18 protein-coding genes are annotated in these 17,113 nt (G+C 29.2%); 14 read left to right on the top strand and 4 right to left on the bottom strand.

The features are described 5' to 3' along the window. Window positions 1-54: 54 nt before the first annotated feature. The 6 genes from KPL54_RS04525 (at window position 55) to KPL54_RS04500 (ending at window position 7,972) form a co-directional block, all read left to right on the top strand. Entirely contained in the window at window positions 55-741 is a 687-nt protein-coding gene (locus KPL54_RS04525) for a rhamnogalacturonan acetylesterase (protein WP_216105180.1), read from the top strand. 21 nt (window positions 742-762) lie between these two features. Then, entirely contained in the window at window positions 763-3,087 is a 2,325-nt protein-coding gene (locus tag KPL54_RS04520; protein WP_216105178.1) for an AraC family transcriptional regulator, read from the top strand. Window positions 3,088-3,341: 254 nt separating this feature from the next. After that, window positions 3,342-4,292 carry an ABC transporter ATP-binding protein gene (locus tag KPL54_RS04515; protein WP_216105176.1) on the top strand — a complete coding sequence of 317 codons (951 nt, stop codon included), beginning with the start codon at window positions 3,342-3,344 and terminating at the stop codon, window positions 4,290-4,292. Then, window positions 4,292-5,155, top strand: a complete 864-nt coding sequence (locus KPL54_RS04510; RefSeq protein ID WP_216105175.1) for an ABC transporter permease — start codon at window positions 4,292-4,294, stop codon at window positions 5,153-5,155. Before KPL54_RS04515 ends, KPL54_RS04510 begins: the two co-directional genes overlap by 1 nt. A 13-nt stretch (window positions 5,156-5,168) precedes the next feature. Continuing rightward, on the top strand, window positions 5,169-6,581 hold the full coding sequence (locus KPL54_RS04505; RefSeq protein ID WP_216105173.1) for a GldG family protein: 1,413 nt from the start codon (window positions 5,169-5,171) through the stop codon (window positions 6,579-6,581). Beyond that, complete coding sequence (locus tag KPL54_RS04500) at window positions 6,578-7,972, top strand: DUF4340 domain-containing protein (protein ID WP_216105170.1); 1,395 nt, start codon at window positions 6,578-6,580, stop codon at window positions 7,970-7,972. Before KPL54_RS04505 ends, KPL54_RS04500 begins: the two co-directional genes overlap by 4 nt. 78 nt (window positions 7,973-8,050) lie before the next feature. On the opposite strand, the gene KPL54_RS04495 is transcribed toward KPL54_RS04500, so the two are convergent. Both KPL54_RS04495 and KPL54_RS04490 read right to left on the bottom strand, forming a co-directional pair. Next, entirely contained in the window at window positions 8,051-8,689 is a 639-nt protein-coding gene (locus KPL54_RS04495) for a hypothetical protein (protein WP_216105168.1), read from the bottom strand. A gap of 61 nt (window positions 8,690-8,750) precedes the next feature. Then, window positions 8,751-9,242 (bottom strand): DUF6106 family protein, encoded by a 492-nt coding sequence (locus KPL54_RS04490; RefSeq protein WP_216105166.1) that lies wholly within the window; start codon window positions 9,240-9,242, stop codon window positions 8,751-8,753. Window positions 9,243-9,500: 258 nt separating this feature from the next. On the opposite strand from KPL54_RS04490, the gene ymfI reads away from it, so the two are divergent. From ymfI to KPL54_RS04455, 8 genes are all read left to right on the top strand, one after another. Next, window positions 9,501-10,241 (top strand): elongation factor P 5-aminopentanone reductase, encoded by a 741-nt coding sequence (gene ymfI, locus KPL54_RS04485; RefSeq protein ID WP_216105164.1) that lies wholly within the window; start codon window positions 9,501-9,503, stop codon window positions 10,239-10,241. Window positions 10,242-10,405: 164 nt separating this feature from the next. After that, window positions 10,406-10,735, top strand: coding sequence for a hypothetical protein (locus tag KPL54_RS04480; RefSeq protein ID WP_216105162.1), 330 nt, complete (start codon window positions 10,406-10,408; stop codon window positions 10,733-10,735). Window positions 10,736-10,893: 158 nt separating this feature from the next. Further along, window positions 10,894-11,730 carry a phosphatase PAP2 family protein gene (locus tag KPL54_RS04475; RefSeq protein WP_216105161.1) on the top strand — a complete coding sequence of 279 codons (837 nt, stop codon included), beginning with the start codon at window positions 10,894-10,896 and terminating at the stop codon, window positions 11,728-11,730. A 75-nt stretch (window positions 11,731-11,805) separates the two neighbouring features. Further along, a complete protein-coding gene (locus KPL54_RS26440; protein ID WP_257786566.1) occupies window positions 11,806-11,937 on the top strand; it encodes a hypothetical protein in 132 nt (43 codons plus the stop codon). A 324-nt stretch (window positions 11,938-12,261) separates the two neighbouring features. Further along, window positions 12,262-13,668: a cysteine--tRNA ligase gene (gene cysS / locus KPL54_RS04470; RefSeq protein WP_216105158.1), complete on the top strand. Its 1,407-nt coding sequence runs from the start codon at window positions 12,262-12,264 to the stop codon at window positions 13,666-13,668. A gap of 168 nt (window positions 13,669-13,836) precedes the next feature. Next, window positions 13,837-14,331 carry a hypothetical protein gene (locus KPL54_RS04465; RefSeq protein WP_216105156.1) on the top strand — a complete coding sequence of 165 codons (495 nt, stop codon included), beginning with the start codon at window positions 13,837-13,839 and terminating at the stop codon, window positions 14,329-14,331. A 37-nt stretch (window positions 14,332-14,368) separates the two neighbouring features. After that, window positions 14,369-15,199, top strand: a complete 831-nt coding sequence (locus KPL54_RS04460) for a type I phosphomannose isomerase catalytic subunit (protein ID WP_253203347.1) — start codon at window positions 14,369-14,371, stop codon at window positions 15,197-15,199. Between the two features lie 62 nt (window positions 15,200-15,261). Then, window positions 15,262-15,984 carry a peptidylprolyl isomerase gene (locus tag KPL54_RS04455; RefSeq protein WP_253203346.1) on the top strand — a complete coding sequence of 241 codons (723 nt, stop codon included), beginning with the start codon at window positions 15,262-15,264 and terminating at the stop codon, window positions 15,982-15,984. Window positions 15,985-16,142: 158 nt separating this feature from the next. On the opposite strand, the gene KPL54_RS04450 is transcribed toward KPL54_RS04455, so the two are convergent. Together KPL54_RS04450 and KPL54_RS04445 are read right to left on the bottom strand one after the other, a co-directional pair. Then, window positions 16,143-16,577: a hypothetical protein gene (locus tag KPL54_RS04450; RefSeq protein ID WP_216105155.1), complete on the bottom strand. Its 435-nt coding sequence runs from the start codon at window positions 16,575-16,577 to the stop codon at window positions 16,143-16,145. 58 nt (window positions 16,578-16,635) lie between these two features. Then, window positions 16,636-17,079 (bottom strand): cell wall hydrolase, encoded by a 444-nt coding sequence (locus tag KPL54_RS04445; RefSeq protein ID WP_216105153.1) that lies wholly within the window; start codon window positions 17,077-17,079, stop codon window positions 16,636-16,638. Window positions 17,080-17,113 lie beyond the last annotated feature (34 nt).

Below are 17,113 nucleotides of genomic sequence, written 5' to 3'. Positions count from 1 at the left end.
AAGTCTATAATATAACTTAGATGTATTATATTTGAAAAGGAGTAGATGTGTAAAATGAGTAAAAAGATAAAGGTATTTATTGTAGGAGATTCAACAGCAGCAGCAAAGATTATTGAGAAACGTCCAGAAACGGGTTGGGGTGAAATGATACATCTGTTTTTTAATGAGGAAGTAGAATTTAAAAATCATGCAGTCAATGGTAGGAGTTCAAAAAGTTTTATAGATGAAGGGCGTTTGAAACAAATATCTGATACTATTTGCAATGGCGATTTCATGTTTATTCAATTTGGTCATAACGATGAAAAAGATGATATAGAAAGACACACAGATCCATTTACTACATATAAATATTACATTTCAAAATATATAGAAGTAGCAAAAAGTTCAGGAGCAAATCCGGTACTTTTAACTTCAATACAGAGAAGAGTATTTAATAAGAATGGAACTATGCCAGATACTCATGGTGATTATTCCATAGCAATGAGAGAAGTTGCAAGACAATTTAATCTTCCACTTATAGATATGCAAGAAAAGAGTAAAAACTATTTTGAAACTATTGGTAAAGAAAAAGCTAAGGAAATATTCTTATGGGTTGATGCTTCAGAGTCGTTAAATTATCCGGAAGGAAAAAAGGATAATACTCATTTTTGTGAAAAGGGAGCAAAAAAGATGGCGGAGCTAGTTGTTGAAGGAATAATAGAAAATAATATTGAGCCACTTTCGAGGTTTGTAAAGGGTTAATATACATTTGGGGGGGTATTTTTGTTTAAAATATATAAAAACTTTGATAATAAACTTTTTCTAAAATTCATTGTGCCATATATTTTTATATTAGCAGTTCCATTGGTAATGGGGTTTGGTGTTTATAGAATAGCTGCAAATATTGTTAAGGAAGATATCAAAGAATCAAATATATCTATGCTTAATCAATCAAAAAATATAGTCGAAAAACAATTACAGCAAATAGATCATTTATCTGTTCAACTAGCGACCAATGATAAATTAGTTAGCCTATTTGAACTTAAGGAACCACTTTTAGATAGTGATTACTTGAAAATTAAAAATGTAATTGAGGAACTCAACAAGTATACTAGCAATATGGATTACTTATCTGGTTATTATATTTATTTAAAGAATAGCAATTATATTATAACTCAGGATACTCTGTATAAGGCAGATATTTATTATAATATGGTTTTAAAATTCAAAGCTTCAGAGTATAAAACATGGGTTAATATGTTAATGAGTAATCATTTTGCTCCAGAGTATGTTTCACTAAAATCATATGACGTAAAGGGTTTAGGTTCTAATAATACAAATTTCGTTCAATCAGTTCCTTTTGGATATAATGAAAAACCAATGGGTGCAATAACAATATCTTTTGAAAATGAAAAAATAAAAGAACTAATTTCATATATTGACATATCAAAAGGAGGATTTGTTTACGTTGAAAATAAGAAGGGAGAACTAATAACCAGTTTACCTGAAAATATGAACCTAAGTAATCGAATTAACTCAAAAGAGTTAACAAAAAAGGAAGGATTTTTCTCCAAAAATATTGATGGCAAGAAAATGATGGTTACATATATAACATCTAAAGAAAGGGGTTGGAAATATGTTATTGTATTGCCAGCTGATTTGGTATTTGCTAATTTAAACGGGTTTACGTTTATTACAGTTAAATTGTTTTTAATAACTCTTTTAGTAGGGATTTTAGTTGCAAGTATTCTTGCTTATCGTAACAGTAAACCAGTTTTTGATATTGTTAAGCAGTTAAAACAATTTAACGGAGATGAATCGGTTGTTAATAAGAATACATTCTCTTCAATAAATGGGAGTGTTTCTAATTTGATCCTAACAAACAATGAACTTCAAAAGGATATAGATAATCAGAAGTCATTAATTCATTCAGCTTTTCTTGAGAAGCTTATACGTGGGCAAATATATAATGAGGCAGAATTCTTAGCAATTTCTGCTTATGTAGGAATTGATATTTCAAAAGGCAAAAGTATTGTAATATTACTTAAATTATTTAACAATGAGTCAACTGTAATAAATTTAAACAATGAAATTATAAAGGAATTAAATATTTCTAAAGCAATTATTAGAGGGGTATTAACAAAACATTTCACAGGAAATGTATTTTTTCATGATATAGACCAACAAACAATTGCTATTATATTGAATTCTGATATAAAAGATACAGAGGCTTTTTATAAGGAAATAGAAGATAATGTAGCAAATGTTAAAAAAGAGCTTTTAGATAATATTAATTTAAAAGTTGATGCTTCTGGAGGAGAACCTTATTCAAATCCTTTGGAGCTTTGGCATTCATTTGAACAAGCTGTACATGCTTTAGATAATTTTGATGATAAATATTCAATAGTTTGGTCTCACAATCTTGAGATAGAAACTGAAAATTACTATTATCCACTAGATGTTGAGCAAAAGTTATTAAATCATACAAAAATAGGAGATAAAGGTCAAGTTAATAAGCTTTTAGATTTTATTTATTATGAAAACTTTGAGACTAGGAACTTAAATTCTTGTAAAAGTTATGATGTTGTAAAGGAGTTAAAAAGTACTATTAGAAAAATGTTGCCTGATTTTAAAGATAATGAAGATAGTAAAAGTATTGAAGATATAAAGGATATTAATAATATTTTAAGAGAAGTAAATTCAAAAAATTCTTATGATGTTAATTTTAAGTTGGTGGCGAATGCTTATTACAGTTTATGCGATTTAATACTAGTACAGAAAGGTAATTCTAATTTAAATCTAATGAATAAAATTAAAAGGTATATTGAATCAAATTATATGGATAAAAATTTATGTCTTTATAAAGTATCTTCAGAATTTAATTTAAGCGAGGGTTATTTTTCACATCTTTTCAAAGAACAAACAGATATTAATTTTACAGATTATCTAGAAAAAACTAGACTTAATAATGCAAACATTCTTTTGAAAAATCATGAATTAACAATTACAGGGATTTCTGAGATGGTTGGGTACAATAGTGCACAGTCATTTAGGAGGGCTTTTAAAAGGTTGTTTGGAGTGAGTCCAACTGATGTCAGAAAAAATTAGGTAGACCACAGCATGAAGATTATAAAACCAGGGAGGATTACCAAAAGAATTTGAGGTAAGTCTTCCCTTTGTTTATATAAAATCCTAATATAATGATTAATTTTGGAATTTAATATAATTAATGTTATAATTGAAATTGTTTACAGAATGCTCATAAAATAAAATTCATTTTGACACGAAAAAGTTATATTATGAGAATAATAGAATAATTTATAAAAAAAACATGTGAAAAAATGATTGTAGGGGTGAAAAAAATGATAGAAATGGAAAATGTAACAAAACGTTATGGAAATCAAGTAGCATTAGATGGTCTTAATCTTACAGTAAAAAGAGGAGAAATACTGGGATTTTTAGGACCAAATGGTGCTGGTAAATCAACTGCCATGAATATTCTCACAGGGTATATATCCGCAACAAACGGTAATGTAAGAATTGATGGTATTGACATACTTGAAAATCCTGAAGCTGTAAAGAAAAAAATAGGATATCTTCCTGAAATACCTCCATTATATTTGGATATGACTGTTGAGGAATACCTTAAGTTTGTATTTAGAATAAAAAAGGTTAAATCTGATTCTATTGAGCAAAGTATGATAAAAATAATGTCGCTTGTCAAAATATTAGATGTTAGAGGAAGGCTTATAAAAAATCTGTCTAAGGGTTATAAACAAAGAATAGGGCTAGCTCAAGCCTTAGTTGGAGACCCTGAGGTGCTTGTTCTAGATGAACCGACGGTAGGTCTAGACCCAAAGCAGATTATAGAAATAAGAAATCTAATTCAGAAAATAGGAAAGACATGCACCATTATATTAAGTTCACACATATTATCAGAAGTCAGTGCAATCTGTCATAGGGTTATTATAATAAATAAGGGCAAGATTGTTGCTTCTGGAACTCCAGAAGAATTATCAAAAGGAGTAAATAACAGTAACAAAGTCCTTTTGAGGGTTAAAGGGGTAAAAGAGGATGTATATAAACATATAAAAGCAGTGGAAGATGTTAAATCAATTGAGGAGCAAGGTGTTCATGAGATTGGTACGGTAGATCTTTTAGTTGAGGCAAAAAATAATTTAGATATAAGAGAAACATTATTTGTTTCGCTTAGCCAAGCTGGGTTTATTATCTTAATGATGAAGAGCAAGGAAATTAATCTTGAAGAAATATTCTTGGATGTTACAACAAACAAGAAAGTAGGAGGTATGTAATGTTAGCTGTATTTTTAAAAGAACTTAGATCATATTTTACTTCAGCTATTGGTTATATTTTTATAGGAACATTTCTATTAATAACAGGAATCTTTTTTACAATGTATAATTTATTAGCAGCAAGTCCAACATATAATAGTACGCTTCAAAGTCTAATTACAATATTTTTGTTTATTATTCCGATATTAACCATGAAGATTATATCTGAAGAAACAAAAACTAAAACAGATCAATTATTGTTTACTTCACCATTAAAAATAAGCGATATTATATTGGGTAAATATTTTGCAGCCGTAGCTATTTTTACTATTTCTCTTTTAATAACGGTTTTATACCCACTAATTTTAAGTATGTTTGGAACTGTTTCACCATCTGAAATATTTACAGGATATATTGGTATGTTTCTATTGGGAGCAACTTTAATATCTATAGGTTTATTTGTATCAAGTTTAACAGAAAATCAAGTTACGTCAGCAGTAATATCTTTTGGAGTATTACTTTTTATATTTTTAATAGATAGTATAGAACAGGCACTTCCTAGCACTAGAATTTCTAGCATAATTTTTGTTCTAGTTATGGTGGGGATATTTGCTTTTGGTGTTTATTTTTCAACTAAAAACATATATGCAGCATCAGTTACCGCAGTAGCAGGCATAATTATAACTGTAGGAATATATTTAGCAAAAAAGGAACTTTTTGATGGTATGATTCAAAAGGTTTTCCAATGGTTTTCTTTAATAAAACGGTATGATTTATTCTCGCAAGGCATATTAAGTCTGAATTCTGTGGTGTATTACTTATCATTTATTGTGGCATTTGTATTTTTAACTATAAGAATGGTTGACAAGAGAAGATGGAGTTAAGGGGTGGATGAATATGAAAAAGTTACAAATTAAAAGCACATTTAAAAATAATAAGTTTAGATATGGTGGTTATGCAGCACTAATTACATCTATGGTACTTGTAATATTACTGGTTGCTAACTTAGTAATTGATAAAATGGATTTTAAATATGATATGACAAAGAATAAATTATATTCATTATCAAATCAATCTTATAAAGTTATGGACAAGCTAAGCCGTGATATTAATATTATTATCTTTTCAAAGCAGAGTAGTTATGATCAAGGAATGACAGAAATAATAAATAAATACCCTAGTAAATCTAAGAAAATAACTGTAAAATATATAGACCCAACTACTAATCCTCAAGTTGCAAAAAAATATAGTAGCACTGAAAATGAAATTGCAAATGGGAGTATAGTTGTTGAGAGCGCTGGTAAATTTAAAGCTATTAAGGAAAGTGAGTTATATAATACGACCGAGGATCAAACTACTGGTGAGACATCTGTGAAATCTCTTGCAGTGGAACAAAAAATCACAGGAGCTATAATGTACGTTGCAGGCGATAAAAATTCAGTTGTTTACAATTTAGAAGGGCATAAGGAAAAAGCATTAGCTACTGAAGTTTCTAGTGACTTAAGCAATCAAAACTTTATAGTAAAACAATTGAATTTATTAACAAATATTTGGAAACCAGCAAAGGGAGATATGCTTCTTGTTAGTTCTCCATCAGTTGATATAAGCAAGGACGAACTAATTAAGTTAAAAGATTTCTTTTCAAAAGGCGGTCATGGAATATTTTTAATGGATGTTCAGAAGGGTAAGTTCCCAAATTTTGATAATCTCATGAGCACTTTTGGAATTCAAATTGAACATTCTCTAATAGTAGAAGGAGATTCAAAAAAATATTATAGGGAACCTGCATACCTTATTCCTAAAATGAATAGTCATGCAATTATTGATCCTATGGTTTCTGCAAATCTACCTATTCTTTTTCCAGTGGCACAACCAATTGAGCAACTAAAAGTTAAGAAGGCTTCTTTAAAAGTTGAGCCGCTACTTACGACGTCAGGCGAGTCTTTTGGAAAGAAAGATATAAATAGCACAACAACGCAGAAGGCATCCGGGGACATAGACGGTCCTTTTGATGTAGCGGTTGCAATAACTGATACCCAAGAATCAAGTGTGGCTAAAATTGTTGTTTTTTCATCTTCAGGTTTTATTAATGTAGCAGCTGGTGGTAATCTAGACCTTTTCATGAATAGTATGAATTGGGTACAGGACCTTCAGGAAAATATTTCTATTACGCCAAAAGATTTAACAACGCAAACCTTAGAAATCACTAAGGCACAAACACTTGGATTTTCTGCTTTAGTTATAATAGTAATTCCTGCTATAGTTCTTATCATGGGGGTTGTAGTATGGATTAGGAGGAGACATTTATGAAGAAATCTAAGAGTATTATAATACTCGCTCTTATTTTACTCTTATTATGTGGAGCATATTTTTATGTTTCAAGTAATCCCAAAACAGATAAGCAAGATGCAAGTTCTATAAATGTAAGTACAAGCATCGTTGAAGTTTGGAAGATTGATAACACTAAAGTTTCCCAGGTAATTATTAAAAAGAGCGGTGCGGGGAATACATTTGTTAAAAAATCTAAAGAATGGGTTATTGAAAATTATAATCACAAGATCAAACAGACTACCATTAATAGTATTACAGATTCAGTAATAAATTTATCAGGAACCCTTGTGGAAAAGAATGCTAATGATATGGGGAAGTATGGACTTGCTAAACCAACTATAAATATAGTGATAGTTGGGAAAGAGTTAAATAAAACACTATACGTTGGAGATAAAACTTCAGATGGAACTAGCTATTATGTAAATGAGAAAGGAACCCAAAAAGTATATTTTATAGCAGCTAGTATTGTAAATGGTCTTACTTTAAAGCAGTCAGCATACAGAGATAATACAATTACTGCTATAGATGCGACTTCACTTTCATACATGAAAATTGTTAAAGCTGGAAGCTTACCAGTTGTGATAATAAAGAATGCACATCAAAGCAAAGATGAAGCTAAATACAATATAAATACTTGGATGCTTACGGATGCATATAATTCAACGGTAAATTTAGAGGTTGAGAAAATTTCCCCTGTAATAGCAGCTATTGCGAATCTTAAAGCTGGTGATATAGCTGATGATAATCCGAAAGATTTAAGTAAGTATGGATTAGATAAACCATCTCTTGAACTTACACTAAAGGATAGTAAAAATACATTGCAACTTTTTATAGGTAAAAACAAGGATGGTAGTAGTGTATATTTTAAAGAAGGCAAAGGTGACACCATATATACAATGGATAAGACCGTAATTGATCTCTTTAAGTTTAAACCTTTTGATGTGATAACTAAATTTGTGTACATTGTAAATTTAGAGTATGTAAATAAGATAGTTGTAGAGGGAAAAGGAAAAAAAGATACAGTCTTAGTTTCTAGAACTTCAGCTAAAGCTGAAAAATCTGGAGATCCAGATGTTGTAACTACAAATTCTAAGGTAAATGGTAAGAAGGTAGAAATTAATAAATTTAAGACTGAATATCAAGAAATAATAGGGCTTACTGTAGATGCTGAAAATGACCAAAAACTAGAAAATAAACCAGTGATTAGCATTACATATAGTCTTAATAAAGGAAGTGAAAAGCAGGAAATCATTGATTTCGCACCTTATAATGATCAGTTTTATGCAGTATTTAGGAATGGAAAATCTGATTTTGTAATAACAAAAGATAAAGTAAATAAAATGATAACTAGTTTGGAAAGTTTAAAATAAGATGGTGAAAAGATAGTATAAGAAAAAGTCTGCTAATCAAGTGAAATATACGTTTCCTTGATTGACAGACTTTTTAATTTATTTATTGAGCAAATATTTAAGGACTAAAATTGAATTGTATTTTTGTTTAGTTGATCGAACAATTCCAATCACCTTATTTTTTGTATCAAATCCCAATTTTTTTAATAACATAATATCTTTGGCATCTATAGCATACAAGGCATTCTTTTTATCACTTCCGATAGCGTGAATTTTTTCACCTTTTAGAGAATCTAAATTGAGTTCACTTATATTATCTAATCTCAAAAACATATCTTGTTTTGCGAAGGATTCAAACATGGTTTTATCTAAAATTATAACATCGAGTTCTCCAACAGATACCTCAGCAGTAAGTTTTTGCATATACTGACTTGTTGTTTGAAGGTTTGCATTTTTTGAAACGTCAATTGGCATAGTGCTTACTCTAGCTTTTTTTCTAGTACTTCCATCTTTGACAACAACTTTTGTAAGTAAGGATTCTAAATTAGTTATTTTATTCGTATCTGCAATGTTTGAAATCATAGTTAGATTAAATACATAATCCGGTTTTGTGATTTGGCTATGTATAATAGAAATTATTATACATAGGGCAGCTAAAGTACCAATAATATGTAACTTGTAATACTCCCAGATATATTCAGCTTTTTTATGCTTGCTCATCCCTTTTAAATCAACCATAATCTTCATCCCTTTTATTCGAATTTCAGTATCAACATAAAATATTTATAAATTTATTATGTTACTTTTTTACTGCCCTTGGATTATATTTAAAACAATGATTAATAAATTTTTCATCAGGCATAAACATCAATTGCATTTTATCTTTTCCTTCTGTAACCATTGCAACATATATTGGTCCTTTTGCGGTTGTGGGATAACATTTTACTATAGAAGTAGGTTTGTTTGAATAATCTTTTACAAAATCACTATCATTAAGAGCTAAAAGGTCTATTTCTTTTATATTAAAAGTTGTGACCTTTTTTCTTTTTTTCATTTCCAATATCTTTTCTATATCAATTTCACCATTTGTAAATTGATATTCATATTCTACATATAATTTTGATTTGTAAAAATAACATGCTACAGCCAAAGCAATTAATAATATAGCAAAAATCATATTTACACTAGCGAAAAACAGTCCAAGTAATCCAAGTACATAGGTTGCTCCACTTACTATTTTGTAAGAAGTTGTTTTAGATGTTGTTAGAAGTTGCTCATAAAAATTATCCATTTTTTTGTCCCCTTTAATTATAATATGATTTATTAGTTAAGAAAAGCATTACAAATTGTATTTTATTTAATAATTCACCTATAATTATAACATAATCCATATATTATAAAAGGTTATTATGACTAAATTATATAATTTACAGTTGCAAAATACATTTAATAATATGATAATGAAGATATATGAGTTAAAAATATTATTACGAGATTCTTATACAAAATGTGGGGAAATATAAAAATAGTCTAGGTTAGGGGTGATATTATGAGTTTAAAAGGAAAAGTTGCAATAGTTACAGGAGCATCTAGAGGAATAGGCAAAGGAATTGCTATGGAACTTGCAAAAAACGGGTGTTGTCTTGTAATAAATTATAAAAGCAATGATGAAGAGGCTGAAAAAACTTATAAGGAAATTAGAGAGCTAGGGGCTTATGTCTTAATGATTAAAGGTGATGTAAGTAATTATGAGTTTGCAAAGCAGATGGTAAAAACTACTGTTGAAAAATTAGGAAAAATAGATATTTTAATAAATAATGCAGGAATCTCGAAGGTTGGGTTATTTATGGATCAGGAGCCTAGCGAGTGGAATAATATTTTAGATGTAAATTTAAAGGGTACTATTAATTGTTCTCATAATGCTTTAAAAGAAATGATAAAACAAAAAAGTGGTAGCATAATTAATATATCTTCAATGTGGGGGGAGGTTGGTGCTTCTTGTGAGGTGATTTATTCTGCATCTAAAGGAGCAATTAATGCTTTTACAAAATCATTAGCTAAGGAACTTGCACCTTCTAATATTAGAGTAAACGCTATTGCACCAGGAGTTATAGATACAGAAATGAATAAGTGGTTAACTAAAGAAGAACGTGCAAATTTAATAAATGAAATACCTATGATGAAATTTGGAGAAATTTCAGATGTTGCTATGCTTGTAACGTTTTTAGCCAGTGAAAACTCAAAATATATTACAGGACAAGTAATAACTATAGATGGAGGATTTTTATAGTTGATCTAAAATAAATTTAACAAATTTAACATATTTATTAAATTATTTAATTAATTATTCATTTTTTCTTAATGAATAATTAATATTTGAATCTGTTTATATGTTATAATCATACTATCATTTATTGAGTAAATCGTATGAAATGAAAGAAGGCTAATATTATTATGGAATATACAAAGGGTAAAAATGTAATTTCAAAGTTATTCAAATCAGCTTTAACAATAGGTGCTTTTATTGTATTAGCAATAACAATACCTTTTATAGCTATCTTTGCTATTAGAGCCTTATTTGTAATTGCAGTTTTCGGAGTTTTAGTATGGTATAGTTTAAAATTAGTAAAAAGTGTTAAGAAGTTTATCTACAAATCAAATATAAAAAAAGACGCTACGACAAAATCTAATGTCTTTAGTAGTGACGCAGATATAACAAATACTAATGATATTAATTACGATGATAGTGTTATTATTGATGTGGATTATGAAAAGGTAATATAAGACGCATATAATGAAAAAAATTAAGTCTATAACTATAGTTAAAGGACCAATCTATGATATAAGATTGGCCTTTTATTTTTTTATAATATAAAGGAATTTAATAAAACGATTATGAAGCAAGAATGTATTAACTTTATGACGTATACAAGGAGGGCACTATGCAGGTAGAAATTATAAAACATATACAATATATTATATCTCCATTTTGGGATACATTTTTTCAACTAGTTACAATGACTGGAGAGGAATCTTTTTATATTATTGCAGCTGCCATAATATTTTGGTGTGTAAATAAAAAATTTGGGTATAAGCTAGGGTTTGCATTACTTACAAGTACAATAACAAACATTATATTAAAGGATATGATTAATGCATCTAGGCCAATAGGAGTGCCTGGAATAAGATCGCTTAGAATAGAAACAGCTACAGGTCAATCTTTTCCAAGTGGTCATACACAAGGGACTACGACATTTTGGATTTCTTGTATTATTAAAGTTAAAAGAAAGTGGATTTATATAGTTGGAATTTTAGCAATCATTTTAGTGAGTATTTCAAGGCTCTATCTTGGACTTCATTATCCAAGAGATGTAATTGGCGGAATAGTAATTGGAATCATAAGTGTTATTATTTCTAATTATATTTTTGAATATGCAGAGGAAACACAAAAAGCATGGGTATTAATGATAATTATTGTACCTACACTTTTGGGAATGATATTCTTTAGAGAAAAAACATATTATACAATAGCAGGAACGGTATTAGGATTTTTTATTGGATATATATTAGAGTCTCGATATGTGTTGTACGAAGTTCGAAGTAGTATATTAAAGCAACTAATGAAATTGGTATTTGGATTAGCCATTCTCGTGACCTTAAAAGGTATGTTAAAGGTAATTCTTCCACTTAATATTTTTTCTGACTTTCTTAGATATGTTGTAATTGGATTGTGGATCACAGTGGGAGCACCGTGCATTTTTAAAAAATTTGTTAGGTAGATTTAATTAAGTAGAATATTTTTTTTGAAAATAGTAAAACCTATGAATAACAATACAAAAAAGGGAGATGTTTTTATGCCTAAAGATAGCCAACCAGATAATAAGTTTTCTAGATTAGTAAAGAGTAATTATAATACTCCTATAACTCGCGAAACTGCGAAAAATCAAAATGCTACAAATAAAAAACAATCTGCTGATAGAAAATAAAAGTATTAGAGCATATAAACGTTTGTTTATGTGCTTCTTTTCTTATATTGAAGAAAAATATAGAATAAAAGATAATTTATTTGCATATAAAAAAATTGTGGTTTTCTAACAAATAAGAGATTATTTATTGCATTATCTTAATACTATGTTAGAATTTATATATGGCTATTTTAGGAGTAAGTATTTAATATTACGTTTATACTGTGAAGTCTAGAGCTGCAGCATGTCTGTAGTTTTTTATATTTTTAAATGCAAAGATTATGTTAGTAATGGTTTCTGCAAAGCCTTAGATATTATTGTATTATTTAAGAAGGAGTGAATAAATTGAGTTTTAATGTATATAATACCATGACTAGAAGTAAAGAAGAGTTTATACCTTATGTAGAAGGAAAGGTTGGAATGTACACTTGTGGTCCTACAGTTTACAACTATGCACATATAGGTAATTTGAGAACGTATATTTTTGAAGATGTGCTAAAAAAATCATTGGAGTATTCAAAGTTTAAAGTTAAGCATGTAATGAATATTACTGACGTTGGGCATCTACAATCGGATGGGGATGAAGGTCAAGATAAAATGGCTTTAGGAGCAAAGCGTGAACATAAAACTGTGTGGGAAATTGCTAAGTTTTATGAAGATGCTTTTTTTGAAGATTGTAAAAAACTAAATATAAAAAGACCAACTATCGTATGTAGAGCTACAGAGCATATTCAGGATATGATAGAATTTATAAAAAAACTTGAAGAAAAAGGATACACATATGTTTCGAACGGAAATGTATATTTTGAAATTGATAAATTTCCGGATTATGCAAAACTTGCACATCTTAGTTTGGATGAACTTGAAGCTGGTAGTAGAATAGAAGTAGACACTAATAAAAGAAATCCACTTGATTTTGTATTATGGTTTACAAATTCTAAGTTTTCTAATCAAATTATGCAATGGGAGTCACCATGGGGCAAAGGATTTCCAGGCTGGCATTTAGAATGTTCTACTATGTCTGTTAAATATATTGGTGAATATTTAGACATTCATTGTGGAGGAATTGATCATATTGCTATACATCATACTAATGAAGTAGCTCAATCAGAAGGAGTACTTGGACATAAATGGGTAAAATACTGGATGCATGGAGAGTTCCTAGTCCTCGACAGTGGAAAGATGTCAAAGTCTAGTGGAAACTTTTTAACAATATCAAGACTTGAAGAAGAAGGCTATAGCCCTCTTGATTATAGATATTTCTGTCTTCAATCTAAATATAGAAAACAGTTAGTGTTCAGTTTTGAGAGCTTAAATGATGCTAGAAATAGTTATAAAAAACTTAAAGAAAGAATTGCTATTGTTTTAAGTGATATCAATAAAAATGATATAGTCAGTGATGAGAAAATTTTATCATACAAAGAAAAGTTTTCATCATTTATCAGCGATGATCTAAATATAGCGAATGCGTTTACTGTACTTTTTGATGTTCTAAAAGATATTGAACTTAATAATAAGGAAAAATCAATTCTTATAGAAGATTTTGATAAGATATTCTCACTTAATCTTATGATAATTGAAAAAGAAACTACAGATATAGATGAAGAACTTATAAATAATCTTATTGTTGAAAGAAATGCTGCAAGAGCAAGTAAAAATTGGGTAAGAGCAGACGAGATAAGAGATGAGTTTATAGCTATGAATATTGAGCTTCTTGATTCTAAAGAAGGGACAACTTGGAAAGCTAAATAAAAATAGTTACATTTTATGTTTGCATGCAGTGTGAAGGTTAAACAGTTAATAATTGTTTAACCTTTATATTTACTTTAGATTTTTATAATGCACTATAATATAATTTATATTATAATATTATGTGTAGTTAAAAGCATAGAGAAATATTATTAAGTAGAGGTGATGGATATGGATAGAGTAAATTTAAAAGCATCAATAGTAATTGCAATTATTGGTATAATTTTAATATCAGTTATATATTTTAGACCTGTAAGCATTAATAGAAACTATAGTGGATATATGTATGATGAGAATAGTGAACTCGATAAAGCAGTAGAAATTAATCTTGATGGAGAATTAAAAAAGAACTTATCCCTTAATTATGTATTTACAGGAAGCATAGAAGTGGATGGTGTAAAAAAACAGGTTGTACTAAAGAGAATATGGGCAAAATACAATGTTTTTAAAACAGTAGAATATAGTGCTTTTATAGAAACTAAAAATGATAAGACTGGTCAATATGAGGTAAATGGAACAGTTAATACATCGAATAATTTCAATGAAATACTTATAAAATTAGATGATGTAGACAGTAAATACAATAGTAAATTTAATATTTGTGGACCAAGTAATACAAGAGAAGAGGCAAAGGGTATTATAACTAAATTGGAAAAAAATAATTAATGATAATAATGTATTGAGAGTGAATGGAGGAATTGTAATGTTGAAAGGAATGGTTTTGAAACTAGAGCCATATTTAAGCAAAAAAATATGGGGTTGGGAGAAATGGGTACTTTCTTGTCATGAAGATGGAAAATCAACAATAAAAGAGGGGATTTATAAAGGGCAAGAATTATCTAAATTGTTAGGTTGTGGCAATGATTTTCCTATATTAAATAAAATTATAAAGGCGGAAGATACTTTATCTGTACAAGTACATCCCAATGATGATTATGCTAAAAGGGTTGAAAACGCTAATGGAAAGACAGAGTGCTGGTATGTACTCGAAGCCAAAGAGGGCGCAACTTTAGTATCGGGAATAAAGAAGGGCCTAAATAAAGAAAAGTTAAGACAAATTATAAAAGAAGATAAATTAGAAGAGTATTTAGAGCGCATTTATATTAAAAGAGGGGATTTCATCTATATACCAGCAGGTACAGTGCATGCTATAGAGTCTGGTGTAAAGCTTATTGAAGTACAGCAAAACAGTAATATTACTTATAGGCTTCATGATTGGGGACGTGGTAGAGAGGAACACATTGAAAAATCCCTAGATGTTATAGATTACGAAGGAAAAAATAAAGGTGGAAGAATTGAAAGCTTTGTAAAACTCGAGACTCCTTATTTTAAAGTTGAAAAAATCATTGTTAAAAGTAATTATATAGATACTGTTAATGAAAGCTTCCATAGCTATACTGTAATAAGTGGTGAGGGAATAATAGAAGCTAACAAAAAGCAAATGAATCTAAAAGAAGAAGAAACAATTTACATATCAAAAGGGACAGAATATAACCTTAAAGGAAATATGGAATTACTTAAATCAAGTGTGTAAAAGAATTTTTATAAAAAAATATAAATTATGTGACATAAGTTATTAAAAGGAGAATTTAAATAATGAAACGAATGAAATTACTTAAAAAAAGTATGATATTATTTACATTGATTTTTGTTGTTTTCGCTAGTGGATGTGCTAATATAGTGCAGAAAAAGGATGATACTACTTCTGAAGTAAACCCATCAAAAGATGTTAAAACACAAACAAAGATTGTTACGGAAAAAGGAGTCAAGGACAAAAATCCATTGGTTAATATTGTAATGGAGGATGGTTCAACTATAAAAATAGAATTATATCCAGAAATTGCACCCAATACTGTTAGAAATTTTGTTTCTTTAGTTAATAGTGGTTTTTATAATGGATTAATTTTTCATAGAGTAATACCAGGGTTTATGATACAAGGGGGAGATCCAAAAGGAACAGGCAACGGCGGACCGGGTTATGCAATAAAAGGAGAGTTTAGCGAAAATAATTTTAATAATACATTAAAGCATGGAAGAGAAGTTATCTCTATGGCAAGAGGTACTGACGCGGACTCGGCCGGTTCACAATTTTTTATAGTGGTTGCAAATTCCGCAAATTCTACTGCTCTAGATGGTAAATATGCTTCATTTGGTAAGGTTACAAAGGGTATGGAAATAGTAGATAAAATAGTTTCTGTAGAGACGGTAGTTCCTGAGGGAAGTGTAGAAAAGTCAAAACCGAAAAAAGATCAAAAGATGAAAAAAGTTACTGTAGATACTTTTGGAGTTAAGTATGGTGTTGTGCAAAAGGTAAAATAATTAAATCTATTTTAAACATTAAAAGTATATATTCCCATAAAATAAATTTATAGGAATATGTACTTTTATTTTTTTGAAAAAATGTTTATGGATATTTTAGCTTTAACATAGAACCTATAACTATGGATACTTGTATAAAATTATATTTATAATTTATGTTACCTAAGAATTTGATTTTGATTACCAAATACAGTTACAAACTTAATGGAGTATATATCACACATTATTAAATTATTGGTACTACTTTCTTTAAGGACAATAAAACTAATTCCAACTTCTTGTAAAAGTCCTTGTCTATCTTGAAATGTATTAGTTCCAAGTAAAAAATCTACTCTTACATATTTACCAATTTGAGATTGCAACCAGCCTTGATTATAAAGTGGATTATTTATTATGGGTGAGGTAGGTGCAAGATCGAAGTCTTGTGTACCAGGTGGTGTTGGGCTAGTAGAAGAAGCTCCGGGCATAGGCCCTTGCCTTGAGTCATCATGCATACCGAATTTTGGCATAGGAGTCATTGGTGGTTCTAAAGACGATGAATCGGTGTTCCACATTGGGGATTGATCGAAATTATTAGGTGGTGATATAAACATAAAATATCCTCCTTAAGAAATTATATTATTGTTTGAAATATTGTAAGTTCAATTTTATTTAAGTAGTGAAATAGCGTGCTGTTGGATTGTAAAAGCAATGCTGAGCAACGGAAACTTGAAAGGTGCCACTACCATTGAATGGAAATTCATATGGACAACCAGGTAAAAATGGATTAAAATACCATAAAGATTCACCGGTTGTATATAATCTATGTCCAGCTAAAGCCCAATCAGCAATATCATAATGAATTTGTTCTGGTGGACTTGACCAAATCGTTTGAGGATTAGCCATACCACCAAGTACAGAAGATACACAATCAAATTGGCCTGTTTGAAAAATAACTTTTCTTAAATCACCTTGACCTATTCTAAGATATTCACCATCGGCTACATTAACTCTGTTCATAATTACAGAGGCAACGGCTTTCATTCCATTTTCGCCCTCCCCACCAGCCTCACATTTTATTATTCGAGCCAATAACTCTCTAGCACTGTAAGCCATCTTTAGTCATCTCCTCAATTCGTTTTACAGTATT

This window comes from Clostridium estertheticum, from assembly GCF_018861295.1.
GTDB classification, from domain to species: domain Bacteria; phylum Bacillota; class Clostridia; order Clostridiales; family Clostridiaceae; genus Clostridium_AD; species Clostridium_AD estertheticum_D.
Note: the sequence above shows the minus strand (reverse complement) of the source record. Positions and strands in the feature narration are given on the sequence as shown.